12 protein-coding genes are annotated in these 16,503 nt (G+C 44.6%); 5 read left to right on the plus strand and 7 right to left on the minus strand.

Features of this window, described 5'->3' with window-relative positions; translation table 11 throughout:
- Positions 1-224 precede the first annotated feature (224 nt).
- The 3 genes from V7K44_RS28745 to cysC all read left to right on the plus strand — a co-directional run bounded on the left by V7K44_RS28745 (position 225) and on the right by cysC (position 3,504).
- A complete protein-coding gene (locus V7K44_RS28745; protein WP_334936763.1) occupies positions 225-2,174 on the plus strand; it encodes a calcium-binding protein in 1,950 nt (649 codons plus the stop codon).
- Positions 2,175-2,479: 305 nt separating this feature from the next.
- Positions 2,480-2,848 carry a hypothetical protein gene (locus tag V7K44_RS28750; protein ID WP_334936765.1) on the plus strand — a complete coding sequence of 123 codons (369 nt, stop codon included), beginning with the start codon at positions 2,480-2,482 and terminating at the stop codon, positions 2,846-2,848.
- A 116-nt stretch (positions 2,849-2,964) separates the two neighbouring features.
- Positions 2,965-3,504: an adenylyl-sulfate kinase gene (gene cysC, locus V7K44_RS28755; RefSeq protein WP_334936767.1), complete on the plus strand. Its 540-nt coding sequence runs from the start codon at positions 2,965-2,967 to the stop codon at positions 3,502-3,504.
- Positions 3,505-3,789: 285 nt separating this feature from the next.
- On the opposite strand, the gene V7K44_RS28760 is transcribed toward cysC, so the two are convergent.
- From V7K44_RS28760 to V7K44_RS28780, 5 genes are all read right to left on the minus strand, one after another.
- Entirely contained in the window at positions 3,790-4,311 is a 522-nt protein-coding gene (locus V7K44_RS28760; RefSeq protein ID WP_334936769.1) for a DUF2085 domain-containing protein, read from the minus strand.
- A gap of 33 nt (positions 4,312-4,344) precedes the next feature.
- A complete protein-coding gene (gene argZ / locus V7K44_RS28765) occupies positions 4,345-6,456 on the minus strand; it encodes a bifunctional arginine dihydrolase/ornithine cyclodeaminase (protein ID WP_334936771.1) in 2,112 nt (703 codons plus the stop codon).
- Between the two features lie 389 nt (positions 6,457-6,845).
- Positions 6,846-8,441: a DUF1565 domain-containing protein gene (locus V7K44_RS28770; protein WP_334936773.1), complete on the minus strand. Its 1,596-nt coding sequence runs from the start codon at positions 8,439-8,441 to the stop codon at positions 6,846-6,848.
- Between the two features lie 137 nt (positions 8,442-8,578).
- Complete coding sequence (locus V7K44_RS28775; protein WP_334936775.1) at positions 8,579-8,731, minus strand: hypothetical protein; 153 nt, start codon at positions 8,729-8,731, stop codon at positions 8,579-8,581.
- Positions 8,713-11,094, minus strand: a complete 2,382-nt coding sequence (locus V7K44_RS28780; RefSeq protein WP_334936777.1) for a phosphoketolase family protein — start codon at positions 11,092-11,094, stop codon at positions 8,713-8,715. The genes V7K44_RS28775 and V7K44_RS28780 overlap by 19 nt, the downstream gene beginning before the upstream one ends.
- A 419-nt stretch (positions 11,095-11,513) precedes the next feature.
- On the opposite strand from V7K44_RS28780, the gene V7K44_RS28785 reads away from it, so the two are divergent.
- The gene (locus tag V7K44_RS28785; RefSeq protein ID WP_334936779.1) at positions 11,514-12,566 is read left to right on the plus strand and encodes an STAND family AAA ATPase; all 1,053 of its coding nucleotides are present in this window, start codon (positions 11,514-11,516) and stop codon (positions 12,564-12,566) included.
- 460 nt (positions 12,567-13,026) lie between these two features.
- Here V7K44_RS28785 and rimM read toward each other — a convergent pair whose 3' ends face one another.
- Together rimM and V7K44_RS28795 are read right to left on the minus strand one after the other, a co-directional pair.
- Complete coding sequence (gene rimM, locus V7K44_RS28790; RefSeq protein WP_334936781.1) at positions 13,027-13,710, minus strand: ribosome maturation factor RimM; 684 nt, start codon at positions 13,708-13,710, stop codon at positions 13,027-13,029.
- Positions 13,711-13,724: 14 nt separating this feature from the next.
- Complete coding sequence (locus V7K44_RS28795; RefSeq protein ID WP_334936783.1) at positions 13,725-15,008, minus strand: valine--pyruvate transaminase; 1,284 nt, start codon at positions 15,006-15,008, stop codon at positions 13,725-13,727.
- Positions 15,009-15,357: 349 nt separating this feature from the next.
- Between V7K44_RS28795 and V7K44_RS28800 the strand changes: the two genes are divergently transcribed.
- Positions 15,358-16,467 (plus strand): S-(hydroxymethyl)glutathione dehydrogenase/class III alcohol dehydrogenase, encoded by a 1,110-nt coding sequence (locus tag V7K44_RS28800; protein WP_334936785.1) that lies wholly within the window; start codon positions 15,358-15,360, stop codon positions 16,465-16,467.
- The last annotated feature ends 36 nt before the right edge of the window (positions 16,468-16,503 follow it).

Here is a 16,503-nt window from a genome sequence, read left to right on the forward strand (position 1 = left end):
AACCTGCACCTTAGTTGCATCAACCTGCACCTTGATTGCATTGACTTGCACCTTTGTTGCATCGACTTGCAACTTGAATGCAATAAAGTTGCAAAAATTAACCTGGCTCAGTCTTCAGAGAGTAGAGGCGATGTCTACGACAAGGCTTACGCCTACGCTACTCTCATTTTGATAAGTCGGAGTCTAAATCCAACTTTACACCTCAAATAAAGGAAAAAAATCAAATGGCAAATTTCATCGTTAACCAAACCACTGATGATGGTAGCGGTAGCACCGCAGGTACACTCAGTTATGCCATTCTCCAAGCGAACCAACTCGCGGGGAATGACACCATAACCATTAATAACGATGTTCGCATTACTGGGGTTATGAAAACCCTGGTGAACAGCAACATCACCATTGCGGGTAATAACCACAGCATTAGCGGTGATGCTAATAACAACGGCATCAACGATAATGGCGACTTGCGCCCCTTATTCATTTTGTCGGGAACCGTCGCTATTTCTGACCTGACCATCACCAACGGACGGGCTAAAGGGGGAGATAGTAAATCAGGCGGTGGCGGTGCGGGAATGGGCGGCGGCTTGTTCATCTATGATGGCAATGTGTCTTTGAGCAATGTCGCTTTTAGTAATAACGCAGCACAAGGCGGCAGTGGTATTTTTTCTGGAGCGGGTAGGGGCGGCGGCGGGATGTTCGGTAACAGTGGTGGCGGCGGCGGCGGCGGTCTATTCGGTAACAGTGGTGGCCCCGACGGCGGCTATGGCGGCAATGGTAATTACGGCGGCAATGGCGGCGGCGGCTTCGGCGGTGGCGGCAGCTACGGCAGGAATGGCGGCAGTGGCGGTTTTGGCGGCGGCGGCGGCAGCGGCTATAGTAGCGGCGGCAATGGCGGTTTTGGCGGCGGCGGCGGCTACATTAGCGATTTTGGCGGCGGCGCCGCCGGCGGCTACGGCGGTTGCGGCGGCGGCGGCTTCGGCGGTAGCTTCGGCAGTGGCGGTTTTGGCGGCGGTGACGGCTCCGGCTTCGGCTCCGGCGGCGGCGGTGCTGGATTAGGGGGTGGCATCTTCGTCCGCAGTGGCTCTTTAACCCTCAATAACACCAGCTTTACCAGCAACACGGCTACAGGCGGCACAGGTGGTAACCCAGGTCAAGGTTTAGGTGGGGCAATCTTCATCATGCAGTCCACCACGAATACTAACGGCAACAACCAGGGAATGCCCACTACCCTTGGCACTGTCAGTTTCACGGGTTCCTCTACCTTTACTGGCAACAGTGCAGCTAACGACGCGGGAACTGCTACCAATAACGATGATGTTTACGGCACACAAAAACCCGCCACCAACAATGCCCCTGTTGCTATTGATGACAATGTTTCCACATTCTTTGGTACTCCTGTCAACATCGCAGTTACTAGCCTACTGTCAAATGATACCGATATCGATGGCAACTCCTTGAGCATTACTGGTGTCAGCGGTGCTACTAACGGTACTGCTGTCCTGAACAATAACGGCACACCCAGCAACACCGCAGATGATTTTGTTTCCTTTACCCCAAATCTTCTGTTCTCTGGTAATGCCAGCTTTAATTACACCCTCAGCGATGGTAGCCTCACTGATACTGCAACGGTGACTGTGGCTGTTGGTCTTAAGAATAATGGCACAAATCAAGCGGATAACATAATTGGCACCATTGGTAACGACATCATCAACGGCGGCAATGGCAACGATACCATCTACGGCGGCGCGGGTAACGATAGCCTCGACGGTGGTAATGGCAACGACATCTTGTATGGTGATGGACTCATGGATGGCGGTGCGGGTAACGATACCCTCAACGGTGGTAATGGCAACGATACCCTCTATGGTGGCGGTGGTATTGATTACCTCTCTGGTGGTAATGGCAACGATCTCTTTTATGGTGGTGCTGGCAGCGATATCCTCACAGGTGGCAATGGTAACGATACATTTGCCTTTGCTGCTCTTGAAGGTACTGACACCATTACTGATTTCACTAAGGGTAATGATTTAATTGGATTGTATGGTGGTTTAAGCTTTGGACAACTGAGTTTCTCTGGTAACAATATCAAAGTGACTTCCACTAATGAAATTTTGGCGACGCTGACTGGCATTAATACTACGACGCTGACTGCCGCTAATTTCGTCACGCTTTAATCATCTCGATTCATGCAACGCCTACTTTAGTTGCATGAATGTGCAACTTAGATACATCGACTTGCAACTTAGATACATCGATTTGTAACTAAGTTGCATAAACTTGCATCTTTAATGTACCGACCTGCAAGTTTGTTGCATTGGCTTGCAACTTTAATGCATCGACCTGCACCTTTGTTGTTTCTAAGTTGCAAAAATGAGCTTACCCTTTTCCTAACCTTGTTTTATCTAAAAACTTCAGCTTACTGATATATTTAGAGTTCCAATGGGTACATTAAATATGTACATTACATCAGTATGCTAATATGCCTACCCAAGATACAACACGCCGTTTGCGTCCTCAATTAATTAGTGAAGATGTTAGTTCATGGCACGGTTTGCAAACCATCAGCACATATAACACAACCCGCGCTGATGCCTCTGCTGACAAATTACAGCAAGCTTATCAGGTTATGTTGTCCCATCAACAAGCTGAAAATGAGAAACTAGCTTTATACCGTGCTGCTGCTGATGCTGCGCGATTAGCAGAATGGGAATTTCACAATGCGGTATTAGGGATGAAAGAAGTTGTGCGCGGACAATATGGATTAGATAGCGATCAAGCTCAAGCGGTTGGATTAAAGAAAAAATCAGAGTACAAGCGTCCCAGCCGCAAAAAGTTAGTCGCATCATGAGCTAGGAAAAATTAACACATTTTAGATGTGCGATCGCTCCCACGGGTAATGTAAAGTGCGTAGGCGTAGCCCGTCGTAGACATCGCACTCTTCCACAGATGAAAGAAAAAGCTATTATGAACCATCAAGGTACAATCCTCTGGCTGACGGGGTTAAGTGGGGCGGGTAAAACAACGATCGCCAATGGTGTTGCCCAAGAACTACAAAAACGGGGTTGCCTAGTAGAATTACTTGATGGCGATCTTATTCGCACCCATTTATCTCAGGGGTTGGGGTTTAGCAAACAAGACCGGGATACAAATGTACGCCGCATAGGGTTTGTTGCAAATTTACTCAGTCGGAATGGGGTAGTGGCGATCGTTGCTGCAATCAGCCCCTATCGAGAAATTCGAGATGAATTGAGACAAACAACCACCAACTTTGTGGAAGTTTATATTCAAGCACCATTAGCAGTTTGTGAATCCCGTGATGTGAAGGGACTTTACGCCAAAGCTAAGACGGGACAAGTCAAGCATTTTACTGGTATATCTGACCCTTACGAAGAACCTTTAAATCCAGACGTTATTTGTTTTACCGATCAATTTACTATTGAGCAATGTGTTTACCAAGTAGTTACCTACTTAGACTACCAAGGCTACATTAGACATAACTGCTAGTTATCTTAAACAAATGTTAGCAAGAAAGGCAGAGGGCAGGAGGCTCAGTTGGCAGAAGGGAATTCTGATTCCTGCCCTCTGCCACGACCGAAGTCCGTAAGGGTTGAAGCCCCACTCCAAAATCTCTGATTTGGTGTCCTGCAATCAGTGTAGGTCTGTTCGCGGAGCGTCTCGTTGGCGCAGCCTCTCGTAGAGAAGAGAAGCCTATACTGTATTGCAAACCTTCTGCCTTCTTTAGCGTTTCTATGTCAAGTAGGAGAAGCGACTGGTGTGCAGTTTCTAATTCTACAATTCATGCAAGTTAGCTTTAGCAACCCGCCACCCATGTAAGATCGGCATAGCAAACAATCCCCACGCCAAACCTGTAATTAATCCAAAAGGCGTAACCAGATAGTTATTAAAACTCCACCAACCGAAAACTTGTGCTGCCAATTCCAAAGGATAAGCCATCATCAGCACACTAGCTAAAGCCACACCACTCCAGCCATACTGACTCAACCAATAAAATCCTTTACCACCACTTACCGCATACAACAGACGAGTAATCAGCAAACCCGTGACAGTGCCGTAGCAGCGCATACACACAGCCATAATAAACGGTGGTGCTAAATCTAACCCCATATCTGGTTGCGGACAGACATGATTACCCATGAAATAAATGATGTCCGCAATCCCAGGAAGCAAAGACACCCCAGACGCAGCCAAAAAGGGAGCGATAGGCGGGCCAAAAACCATCCCTACCAACAAGAAATCAGCTATAAAACTGACCCAATTAACCTGCAATTCACTGAAAGCTACTCTTGTCATCTCCCTTTCTCTGCGCCTCTGCGGTTCGTTCTCTTAACCTACCTTATTAACATAAGGACTTGTCAACTTATCCAACTGCTGAATCAACAGACTCAAGAATAATCCCACATCCGTCACCACACCCACCGATTCTACAGAACCGCGATCGCTTAACTTAGTTACCACAGCTGGATTAATATCCACACACACCATCTTCACCCCTGCCGGAGTCATATTTCCCACCCCAATTGAGTGCAGCATTGATGACAACATCAAAATCATCTCTGCACCTTCTAGGTGTTTGGCATATTGCTCCTGTGCTTGAATCAAATCCATTTGGGTATCAGGTAAAGGTCCGTCATCCCGAATCGATCCCGCAAGGACAAAAGGTATATTATTGTGGACACATTCATACATTACGCCACTTTTAATTGCTCCTGCCTCCACAGCTTTCGGAATGCTGCCATAACGGCGGATACTATTAATTACCTTCAGGTGATGGCGGTGTCCGCCACGAACGGCGACACCCCGCTTCATATCCACACCCAAGGAAGTGCCCATGATATTTTGCTCGATGTCGTGAACTGCGATCGCATTCCCACCCAGCAACGCCTGTACATATCCTTCCCGAACCAGTTGCGCCAAGTGTTCGCCGCCACCAGTGTGAATCACCACTGGTCCAGCTGTGACAACTACTTTACCACCAGCATCGCGGATTTTACGTAATTCCCAAGCCACTTGCTCAACGACTAATTCCACGCGCCGTTCGCTAGAAACTCCCGCCGACATAAAGCTGAATTCTTGGGTGCTGCGGACTTCCCGCGATTCAGTTTTACGGATGGTGCGGATACCTAAAACGTCTACAATTACCTGTTCGCCAACTTCTAAATCGCGTAGTATTTTACACCGAGCAACTAAACCTGTGGGAGTTTGAGTAATGGCGATCGCTCCATCCATTCGCTGATTTTCTACCTTCACCCAGTGACCATTAATCCGCACTTCTGTGGGATAAATGGTACTGACGTAGAAATCATCAGGCGCTACACCATCTTGGATTACCGGCTCCAGCTTGGCATCTCGCTCATCATGGGGTAAATTTACTGCACCCAAATCAATCAACATTGAGATGATTTCTTCCATCACCTCATGAGATGGTGCTGATACCTTCACCTCTGCGGCTGAGGTACTTTGGCGCTGTTCTCCCAAGTTGAAATTTAGAACTTGGAAACTTCCTCCGGCATCTATAATCAAATCCAAAGCGCGGTTAATTAAGCCAGCATCTAGCAAATGTCCTTCCATCCGAATGACGCGGCTTTCTACCGAGACATTGGCATGAATTTCATCTCTAACTGGTTCTGTAACCCGCAGAGTTAAGCATTTAGCCGCACCACCAGCTTTGAGAAATTCTGTCAGAGGTGTTTCCAGCACTTGGAAACCTACATCTGCAAGGCGGGTTTTCAAAGCATCACTCGCTTTGTTCATGATGACGATGCTATCCACATTCACCGTATTACAAGCGAAGTTCAGTGCATCAGCTTCTTCAATTGCGATCCGCTTTTCTGGCGCGACTCGCATTTCAATTAAGCGGTTGGAGTAAGAATCAAAAGCACCGGGATAGTAAAGCAAATAGCCATTTGTTAAAGGACAAAAGCAAGTATCCAGGTGATAGAAACGTTCGTCTATTAAGCGCAAGGATAGCACCTCAATATCCAGCCATTTAGCCAGATAAGGGTGAGAATCTAATTCCGATCGGAAACCGTATCCCGCCCATAACCAGCGTCCTTCCCGATCCAGCAGTGCGTCTCCTGCTCCCTCAAATGGCAAATCTTTGGGAAGTTCATTGACTGTATAACCATTTGCCTCAAACCATTGTTTGAAGAAAGGCTCCTCTCCCTGACGTTCTTTGTGTAAAAAGCGACTGAGGACGACATTATCGCCCAGAACTAAGCCCGCGTTGGCGGTAAAAACCAAATCAGGCCAGCCTTTTTCAGGTGGTACTAAATCTACAATGGCGTGTTGTTTAAGGATTTGGTGTAGTCCCTGCCACTGTTCCACGGCGCGATCGCGCGATGACTTGTGAATATTCCCTTCCATCCAAGGATTAATCACATAGTCCACATCGTAGTGGTCAGGAGGGCACATTAAAAAGCGAATCCGGGAAGTCATAAAAATCTTACAAGCGTTTTATATGCTACAAGCTTACTTTGAATACAGATTTTTGTTTTTTTACAGGTAAAATCTGCTACTAAAGCTTCTATCTTTTGAGAGTTGAAGACTTTACCAAGCCTTCGTTATCAATTCTATTACTGGAACATGGTAATAATACCAATTCAAAGTTCCAAATTCAGAAAGCCTGATTTAATTTGGGTTTCCACGAAAGTGAGGCAGGTGAAAACACCGTTAAAAGCAGTCAATAGTAAATATTGGTAGCGATCGTTCAATACACTTAGGTTAGAGACTTCCAAATAAAAAAATACTCAACTATTTCTTGTGGGGTGGGCGACACGATAGCCCATAGCCTAAGGCGGGCAAGATGCCCACCCCACAATTGCCAATCAAGCAGTCACTATATAAGACGAATTGATCGCTGCTACACGCCCAGCATCTACCAAAGCTTGATACACGATCGCCGCTACCTCAGCGCGTGTAGCATCGCGGGTAGGATTGAGTTGTTTCAGGTTTGGGTAATTGACAATAATTTCCTTATCTATAGCTTTTACTACCTCATCCTTAGCATATTCAGGAATCTTGGCTTGGTCATCGAAAACTTTGATAGTTGCCGTACCATCAGTAGATAAACCCAGTCCATTTACCAGAGAGACAATCACTTGCACGCGCTGAATATTTTTATTGGGACTAAAGGTATTGTCAGGAAAACCAGAGAGAAATGAACCTTGATATGCCTGCTGAATTACCTTGGATGCCCAGAAGTCTGTTGGTACATCTTTGAATTTGATTGCTGCACGGTTTGGTTGTGGGTTGAAAGCTTTTACCAGTATTGCCGCGTATTGTGCCCGTGTCATCGTCGCATCGGGTTTAAATGTGCGATCGGGAAAACCATTAACTATCCCCAATTTGACTAATTCCCGAATAAACCCACCTGCCCAATGATTCGCAATATCGGTTAATTCAATAGTTGGAGTTGGAGTTGGAGTTGGCGTTGGCGTTGGCGTTGGAGTTGGCGTTGGCGTTGGCGTTGGAGTTGGAGTTGGCGTTGGAGTTGGCGTTGGAGTTGGCGTTGGAGTTGGAGTTGGCGTTGGAGTTGGCGTCGGTGTCGGAACCGAACTATCTGCAAACTCTATGTTTCCGGCGACTTTAGACACATCTATTTTATTTCCTAGAGAAATCAGCTTATTGGAACTGACATTTTGCAAATCAAATTTACCGTTATTGCGTAGAGTATTGCCCCCTGGACTATTGATACTGCCGATATCCGGTAGAGCAGTTCCAATTACTGTGATCCCATCATCAGTATTATTTTCACTCACATTATTACGTAATACGGGACGGGCACTACCAGAGATGACAATCCCAGAACGGTTTTCATAAATTCTGTTATCTCGAAGGATGGGTGATGCAGTATCACTAATGGCAATGCCGAAACCTGTTTTAAAGTAGGTATTATTTTCAATTTGACCTTTAGAATTTTTAGCGATCGCAATTCCATTAGCTGCATTCTCACTGAACGCATTACCTATAATCACTGGGTTAGCATCGCCTGTAGCAAATACTCCCTCCCGCTTATTGTTGATGAAGGTGCTATTGGCAACAGTAGGGGCAGTTGATTCGATCCAGACACCACTACCACGACTAGCTAAATTTGTTACAGTCACTCCTCTGAGTTGCGCTTTATCCAGCAGCACAAATGTGACATTCTGACCAGCAAAAGTACGGCTCAGGTAACTACCACTTCCTTCAATTAAAATACCATTGCCTTTATTGGCTTCATTACCCACTACTGTTACGCCCGATGGAATGGTTAACGGAAAGACTTCACCGCTAGCAGCATTGTAATTACCATCTGCTAGTTGAATCAAGGTATCAATAGTTGCTACCTTGAGGGCTTGCGTAATAGTTTTGAAGGGGGCTTGTTGAGTACCTGGGTTGGTATTGCTGCCTGATACTGGATTTACGTAAAAAGTTTGAGCCATATTTATACTTTCATAAAATACATAGCTATCCTAGCGCTAACTATGAAAGTAAGTAGTGTTTGATGCATTAAGTAACTTTAAGTACTTCTCACTGCAAAGTTAAAAAATTATGCAGATGCTTTTGGATTTCACTAGTACTAGCTAATTTGAATTTCATCCCAAGACACAGTACCATTGATGCGTATAGCTTCTTTAATGGCTTTTAAGTCTTTTAAAAAATAGAGAAGCAGGGAGAAGAGTTTCCCCTCTGCCTCTCTATCCTCATTCCCTATTAATAAGGCCACTTCCAATCACGAATTTCCGGCATATCATCGCCGTACTTCTGAATGTAATGCTTGTGTTCAATCAGCTTATCTTGCATCTGCTGTTTGACATAAGCTGCCTTAGATCCTAGTTTTGGTACGCGATCGATTACATCAATTACTAAATGGAAGCGATCTAAATCGTTGAGAACAACCATATCAAAGGGAGTAGTGGTAGTTCCCTCTTCCTTGTAACCACGTACATGGATGTTTTTATGATTAGTGTGGCGGTAGGTTAGGCGATGAATTAGCCAGGGATAGCCATGAAAGGCAAAGATAACGGGTTTGTCGGTGGTGAAAATTGTGTCAAAATCTTTTTCACTCAAACCGTGGGGATGTTCGGTTTTTGGCTGGAGTGTCATCAAATCGACTACGTTCACTACCCGCACTTTTAAATCTGCGAAATGCTGACGCAAGATGTCTACAGCCGCCAAGGTTTCTAAGGTGGGAACATCCCCAGCACAAGCCAGCACTACATCTGGTTCGCCGCCTTGGTCGCTGCTTGCCCATTCCCAAATGCCGATGCCTTTGGTGCAGTGCTTGATAGCGGCATCTATGTTGAGATATTGCAATGCCGGCTGTTTTCCAGCAATGATGACATTAACATAGTTGCGGCTTTTGAGACAATGGTCAGTTACCGACAGCAGAGTGTTGGCATCGGGGGGCAAATACACGCGAACAATCTCGGCTTTTTTGTTAAGTACATGGTCGATAAAACCAGGGTCTTGATGGGAAAAGCCGTTATGGTCTTGTCGCCAAACGTGAGAGGTGAGTAGGTAATTGAGGGAAGCGATCGGTTTACGCCAGGGAATATGTTTGGTGGTTTTCAACCATTTGGCGTGTTGGTTGAACATCGAATCGATGATATGGATGAATGCCTCGTAGCAAGTGAAGAACCCGTGACGCCCTGTGAGGAGGTAGCCTTCTAACCATCCTTGGCAAGAAGTTTCGCTGAGAACTTCCATTACCCGACCATCGGGGGAAAGGTGGTCATCTTCGGGGTAAATCTCAGCTACGGAAACTCTGTCAGTAACTTCCAGTACAGGATCTAAACGATTCGATGCTAATTCGTCAGGGGCGAAGATGCGGAAATTGCGACTTTCTTGGTTAAGTCGCATGATATCTCGCAGGAATTTGCCAGTTACTTTGGTCGCTTCTGCGATCGCCTTTCCTGGTTCAAGAACATCTACAGCATAGTCTTGAAAGTCGGGCATTTTCAGGTCATGCAGCAAAATACCGCCGTTAGCGTGGGGATTGTCACCCATGCGTCGATGCTTTTTGGGGGCTAGTTCTGCTAGTTCGGGAATCAGTTTACCGTTAGCGTCGAAGAGTTCTTCTGGTTTGTAACTCTTCATCCAATCTTCTAGAAGTCTTAGGTGTTCTGGTTTGCTTGCTATTTCGCCAAAGGGAACTTGATGCGATCGCCAATAATCTTCGGTTTTTTTACCATCCACTTCCTTGGGTCCTGTCCAACCCTTGGGGGTTCGCATGACAATCATCGGCCACTGGGGACGTTCAGTGAAACCATGTACGCGGGCTTCCCTTTGGATACTTTGAATTTCTGCGATCGCTGTTTCTAGAGTCGCCGCCATCTGCTGGTGGACATCTGCGGGATCGTCACCTTCAACAAAGTAGGGCTTGTAGCCGTAGCCTACAAATAAGCTTTCTAATTCCTCATGGCTGATGCGTGCGAGTACTGTTGGGTTAGCAATTTTATACCCATTCAGGTGCAAAATGGGAAGCACAGCACCATCACGTACAGGATTAAGAAACTTGTTGGAATGCCAGCTAGTTGCTAAAGCACCTGTTTCGGCCTCACCGTCACCGACAACAGCAGCAACAATTAAGTCAGGATTATCAAAGGCAGCACCGAAAGCGTGAACGAGGGCATAACCTAATTCCCCGCCTTCGTGGATCGAACCAGGGGTTTCCGGTGCTACGTGACTGGGAATACCACCGGGGAAAGAAAACTGTTTGAAGAGTTTCTGAATTCCTTCAGTATCTTGGGAGATGTTGTGATAATACTCAGTGTAAGTGCCTTCTAAGTAAGTATTGGCTACTAGTCCAGGGCCACCATGACCGGGGCCAGCAATGTAGATTGTGTTGAGGTCATATTTTTTGATGACCCGATTCAGGTGAACATAGATTAAGTTCAGCCCTGGCGTTGTTCCCCAGTGCCCCAATAGTCTGGGTTTGACGTGTTCTAGCTTTAGGGGTTCTCTTAGTAGCGGATTGTCGAGTAGATATATCTGCCCAACGGAAAGATAGTTAGCTGCACGCCAGTAGGCGTTTATCTTTTGTAATTCTTCATCAGTTAAAGGCTTTGTTTGTGGAGTCGTTGCTAATGTCATTATCGACACTCCATTAGAAAAGGATTTTGACGGATTCATCAGTATGCAATTTTACTGATTTTCAAAATTATGGCCATCTAACCTATGATGAACTTTCTTAGCCTTTGTGACTAAATTCCTTGGTTTTAGGCAGAGGATGGAAAGTGATGTCTACTATGGGCGACACCTACGCTATTGATTAATCCTATTTTCCTGATCTTGATGATTATAAAAAATTAGAAATTCTACCTTTTGATAATGTCCATCGTGCAAAACTAATTGAGAAATGGGTTGCACTAGACTTAACTGAAGAAACAGACGATCAGCAGATTTGGGCAAAGATAGATGAACTGCGTCTCCATGTAGACTCGCTTGTACGCAAGAATATAGTTCCAGCAAAACCATTCCACATTTTGATGCTTCTTCAGTCTTTCGAGACAATGACCACGCAGAGACTTGAAATTACTGCTTACGGACACTGTTATCAATATTTGATCTACCAAGCCCTAGAGCGTGTTCATGTAAAACAAAATGAGATTGATACATATCTCAATGTTTTATCAGAACTTGGGGGAGCAATTTTAGAGTCTCCCTCCGAAAGTCTTGATGACTCTGGCTTAAAGGTATTTTTTAAAAAGTACTCGGAGAATTTTATTACAACAGTTGATCAAGACAAAGTAATTAGAGATTTGGTCAGTTCATTTATTCTGCAACGATCAGAGGCTGGTCTAAAGTTTCGTTACCGTTATCTGTTTTACTTCTTTGCAGCAAAAAAATTGGCAGACTCTCTTCATCAAGGCGAAGAAGCTAAAAAGAGAATAAAACATCTAGTAAATACGATTCATCTTGAGAAGGCATCAAACATAGTTCTGTTTCTTACGTACCATTCCAAAAATCCGTGGATTCTTGACGAGATTCTACTTTCTGTTATGGATATTTTTTCTGATGAAAAAGAAGTAACATTAGAAGCAAGTTCTTTATATTTTCTTCAAGATTTTGTTAAAGAAATACCTGACCTTATTTTAGAGAATCGTGACGCAAGGCAAGAACGATTAGAAGCTGATAAACATAAAGATTTAATTGAACAACATGAAGAGCAGAATAGCCTTGTAGATGACGACAAGGACGTAGAAGAATTAATGGTAAAGGTGAACAAAGTATTCAGAGCAATTGAAGTCTGTGGACAAATTTTAAGAAATAGACTTGGTTCCCTAGAACGACACTCTTTAGAGTTAATCTATGAAGAATCAGTTTTGGTTTCACTAAGATTCCTTAGGGTTTTTCTAAGATTTTCGGAATACGTGCAAGAAGAATCAATCAGAAAAATTAAAAAGATATTAGAACAAAATCCAAATCTTCCCGACTCTAAAATTATTCGGGAAGTTGAGTCTTTTTACTTAGGTATTAATTACACATTTATTTTAGCGATGCTTTACAAAATTTCGTTTTCTCTAGGTTCTCCTAAAGGTCGTGATATAGCAATTCTCGGTTGAGTGAGGTACAAGAACCCCACCCCCAACCCCCTCCCCGCAAGCGAGGAGGGAGGCTAAGATGTACCTCATGTGATTAGGAAACGCTATATATATCAAAGTAACCGAAACCAAGAATAAACCTTCATTCTGCTTGATTCAACAAATTATTGAATTGCAGTTTGAAAAAAAGTTAGATACCGACAAAATTGATAAATTGCACTCTGAGTTCTTGAAAAATCCTGTTTGTGATCGCTTATTGAAACAGATTATTTTGCGCCACTGTTATATGCACGATATAGGATTTAAGCATCGTCAAAAACTAGCGAACATACTTAATATTCCAATTAAGGTACAGCGTTCAATTTTGATCGCGTCAAAGACAACTCAAGATTAGTTTTTTGCCCACACAAAAATGAAATGCTGAAATCCTGTTGAAGTATGCAGTACAAGGAAACTAGCTAGAGGCAGATCGAGGAATAACCTAATTATTAATTTCCAACAACCCAGGCGGTGGTGTGATTTCAATGCGATTAGATTTCAAGTCTACTACAGGTGCGATCGCTTCCACAAATGGAATTAAAACAGTCTTTTGTTTTTTATCAGCAGCAAATGATTCATGCAACTTTACTTCTAACAAATCATTTCCAGCCGGGATGATGTCTACCACTGTACCAACTAGTTCGCCAGATGCTTGCATGAAGACTTCCAAGCCAATCAAATCGAGGACATGATATTCATCTTCGCTTAGTTGGGGGCGATCGCTAGCTGGCACCATTAACTTACAACCGCGCAACGCCTCCGCCCGATCGCAATTTTCCACGCCAGCTAATTTGATTACATACAAGTTTTTGTTACTGATATAACGTCCTGTCAATAATTCGATTGGTTGCGGTTCTATATCACCTGAACACAACAACCAACGTTTTCCTGGCACTTCAAATCTTTCAGGAAAGTCCGATATAGGATAAACCCGTAATTCTCCAGACAATCCTTGCGGGGCAACAATCTTACCAATTTCTAACCAATCATCAAGATTGGGGGCTGGGGATTTGGGATTGGGAATTGGGGATTTGGGATTGGACTTTTTTGATTTTCTTCCTCCTCTGCTCTTCTGCGCCTCTCCACCTCTACTCCCGATCTCTTTGTTAGCTTCTTCGTGTTTCATTTCTATTTTCCCTATTAGGCAGTCACCACCGCACTTTTATAAGTTTCTTCAGCTACTTTTGCTAAACGTTGCATAGCAGTGGCAATCTCCTCATCGCTGCCGGTAAGGCTGATGCGGAAGCATTGATGCTTGTGCGCCCACTCTTCCTTTAAACCGGGGAAGAAGCTATTTCCTGGGACAATAATCACACCTACTTGCTTAACTAGCTGGTAAAATTCCCAGTCACTCATGGGTAAATCCTTTAACCACAACCAAGCAAAAATTGCCCCTTCACCGCGATGGAGGAACCAAGGTAAATCTTTGGGCATCGCTTGTTCTAAGCTGGTTTCTAAAACGGTAAACTTATTTTGGTAAAAGGGACGGATAACAGTGTGAGAAATTTCCACTAAAGCGCCAGAGTTGATTGCAAGAGCTGCGATCGCTTGGCCGTAACGTGAAGAATGGAGACCAATATTTGCTTGGAAACACTCCAGCACTTCAATCCACTTTTCATCCCCAATGGCAATACCAACCCTTTCTCCTGGTAATCCCGCTTTCGATAAACTCATACAGTGGAGGATATTATCACCAAACACTGGTGTCATTTCGGTAAAGTTCAATGCCGGGAAGGGAGGCGCATAAGCTGAGTCAATTAATACGGGCAGATTGTAAGGCGCAGCCAAGGCAGCAATCTTTTTCACCTCATCCTCAGTGAGGACATTACCAGTAGGATTGCAAGGGCGAGAGAAGAGGATACAACCCGTATTTTCTGAAATCGACAGTTGGCTGAAGTCGGGGCGATATTTAAATCGGTGGGCGGCTTCATCAATATCGAGAGTTGGTTTGTAAGCAGTTAAAGCTTTTGGAACTAAGGAGAGGCCGCCGTAACCTGTGTAATCAGGGCTGAGGGGCAAAACGATTTGTTTTAACTCGCCGCTAGGGGTATAGCCACCGTAGCTATTCACAGCGTAGAAGTAGAGGGTTTGACTACCGGGTGTAATGAGGATATTGCGATCGCTTAAGTTTAACCCGTAACGTTTGTTAAAATCGTTGGCGATCGCTTCAACTAATGGTGCATAGCCCTGACTTGAACCGTAGCGACAAACTACCTCACCATATTCTGGGCTAGCCAAAAGCTGTGCAGTACAATCCCGCCATAATTGCTCTACCTCTGGCAAAATCAACGGATTGCCAGCACTCAAATTAATAAACTGCTTCCCTGCACCCGCTCGTAATGTCTCGATAATATCCTTCATGATTGCTCTGACGCCAGTCAGGTTGGACATTTGAGCGCCAATTTGAGTTAGGGCAGGGTTCATAAGCTGTGACAAAATATATTAATTTAGGGGTGGACAAATTATTTGAGGTTTGCTGCTGACATCCAGTTTACATCGTTGCCAAAACAGCTGTTGCCGCCTTTAACCAATCTAGCTAGAGAATGACATTTTAACAAAGGTAATAATATTTATCGTTATAGCCGCGATCGTGCTTAGTAAATACGATGAAGTAATACAAAAGTTTATCATACGTTCAATATTTATGAGGGAAGTGGGGACTGGGGACTGGAAGACAAGAATAACCCATGCCCAATGCCCCAATGTCCCATATCCTTAAAAGCACTCCCCGATATAAACTCAAATATGACAAAATTATATAGGAGCGCTGACATTGCAAGTTAAAGCAGCAGTAGCTTACAGCGCAGGTAAGCCGTTAACGATTGAAACCGTTCAACTATCGGGGCCACAAGTCGGCGAAGTGTTAGTTGAGGTGAAAGCAAGCGGGGTTTGTCATACCGACGCCTTTACTCTATCTGGTGACGATCCCGAAGGTTTGTTTCCAGCGATTTTGGGACATGAAGGTGCTGGCGTGGTAGTGGAAGTAGGCGCTGGTGTCACCACTCTCAAACCAGGGGATCGTGTAATTCCCCTTTACACTCCCGAATGTCGTCAGTGCGAATATTGTCTAAGTTTCAAAACTAATCTCTGCCAAGCCATTCGCCTAACTCAAGGACGCGGTGTTATGCCCGATGGCACTAGTCGCTTTAGTATCGACGGGCAAATGATTCATCATTATATGGGTACATCCACTTTTGCCAACTATACGGTGCTGCCGGAAATCGCCTTGGCAAAAATTCGGGAAGATGCCCCGTTTGATAAGGTTTGTTACATTGGCTGCGGTGTGACTACTGGTATTGGTGCAGTCATCAATACTGCCAAGGTGGAACCTGGAGCAAATGTTGTGGTTTTTGGTTTGGGTGGTATTGGCTTAAATGTCATCCAAGGGGCGCGGATGGTAGGGGCAAATATGATTGTCGGGGTGGATATTAATCCCAATAAACGCGCCTTGGCGGAAAAGTTTGGCATGACGCACTTTGTTAATCCCCAAGAAGTAGAGGGTGATTTAGTTCCCTATCTGGTTGATTTAACAAAAGGCGGTGCTGATTACAGCTTTGAATGTATTGGGAATGTAAAATTGATGCGTCAAGCATTAGAATGCTGCCACAAAGGTTGGGGTGTGAGCGTGATTATTGGTGTTGCTGGTGCTGGACAGGAAATCAGTACTCGTCCTTTTCAACTAGTCACTGGGCGCGTTTGGAAAGGTTCAGCTTTCGGTGGCGCTAGAGGGCGTACAGATGTGCCAAAAATTGTTGATTGGTATATGGAAGGTAAGATAAATATTGATGATTTAATTACCCATGTGATGCCCATTGAGCAAATTAATGATGCTTTTGAGTTGATGCATAAAGGTGAATCAATTCGCAGTGTGGTGACTTTCTAATTCGTAATTCGTAATTCGTAATTTGTGCTTGATGCT

The organism is Nostoc sp. (assembly GCF_036917235.1).
GTDB lineage: Bacteria > Cyanobacteriota > Cyanobacteriia > Cyanobacteriales > Nostocaceae > Nostoc.

Excerpts from the sequence above, each read along its gene's own strand:
- V7K44_RS28745 (WP_334936763.1), top strand. The coding sequence starts at position 225 with ATGGCAAATTTCATCGTTAACCAAACCACTGATGATGGTAGCGGTAGC.
- V7K44_RS28750 (WP_334936765.1), top strand. The coding sequence starts at position 2,480 with ATGCCTACCCAAGATACAACACGCCGTTTGCGTCCTCAATTAATTAGT.
- cysC (WP_334936767.1), top strand. The coding sequence starts at position 2,965 with ATGAACCATCAAGGTACAATCCTCTGGCTGACGGGGTTAAGTGGGGCG.
- V7K44_RS28760 (WP_334936769.1), bottom strand. The coding sequence starts at position 4,311 with ATGACAAGAGTAGCTTTCAGTGAATTGCAGGTTAATTGGGTCAGTTTT.
- argZ (WP_334936771.1), bottom strand. The coding sequence starts at position 6,456 with ATGACTTCCCGGATTCGCTTTTTAATGTGCCCTCCTGACCACTACGAT.
- V7K44_RS28770 (WP_334936773.1), bottom strand. The coding sequence starts at position 8,441 with ATGGCTCAAACTTTTTACGTAAATCCAGTATCAGGCAGCAATACCAAC.
- V7K44_RS28780 (WP_334936777.1), bottom strand. The coding sequence starts at position 11,094 with ATGACATTAGCAACGACTCCACAAACAAAGCCTTTAACTGATGAAGAA.
- V7K44_RS28785 (WP_334936779.1), top strand. The coding sequence starts at position 11,514 with ATGACCACGCAGAGACTTGAAATTACTGCTTACGGACACTGTTATCAA.
- rimM (WP_334936781.1), bottom strand. The coding sequence starts at position 13,710 with ATGAAACACGAAGAAGCTAACAAAGAGATCGGGAGTAGAGGTGGAGAG.
- V7K44_RS28795 (WP_334936783.1), bottom strand. The coding sequence starts at position 15,008 with ATGAACCCTGCCCTAACTCAAATTGGCGCTCAAATGTCCAACCTGACT.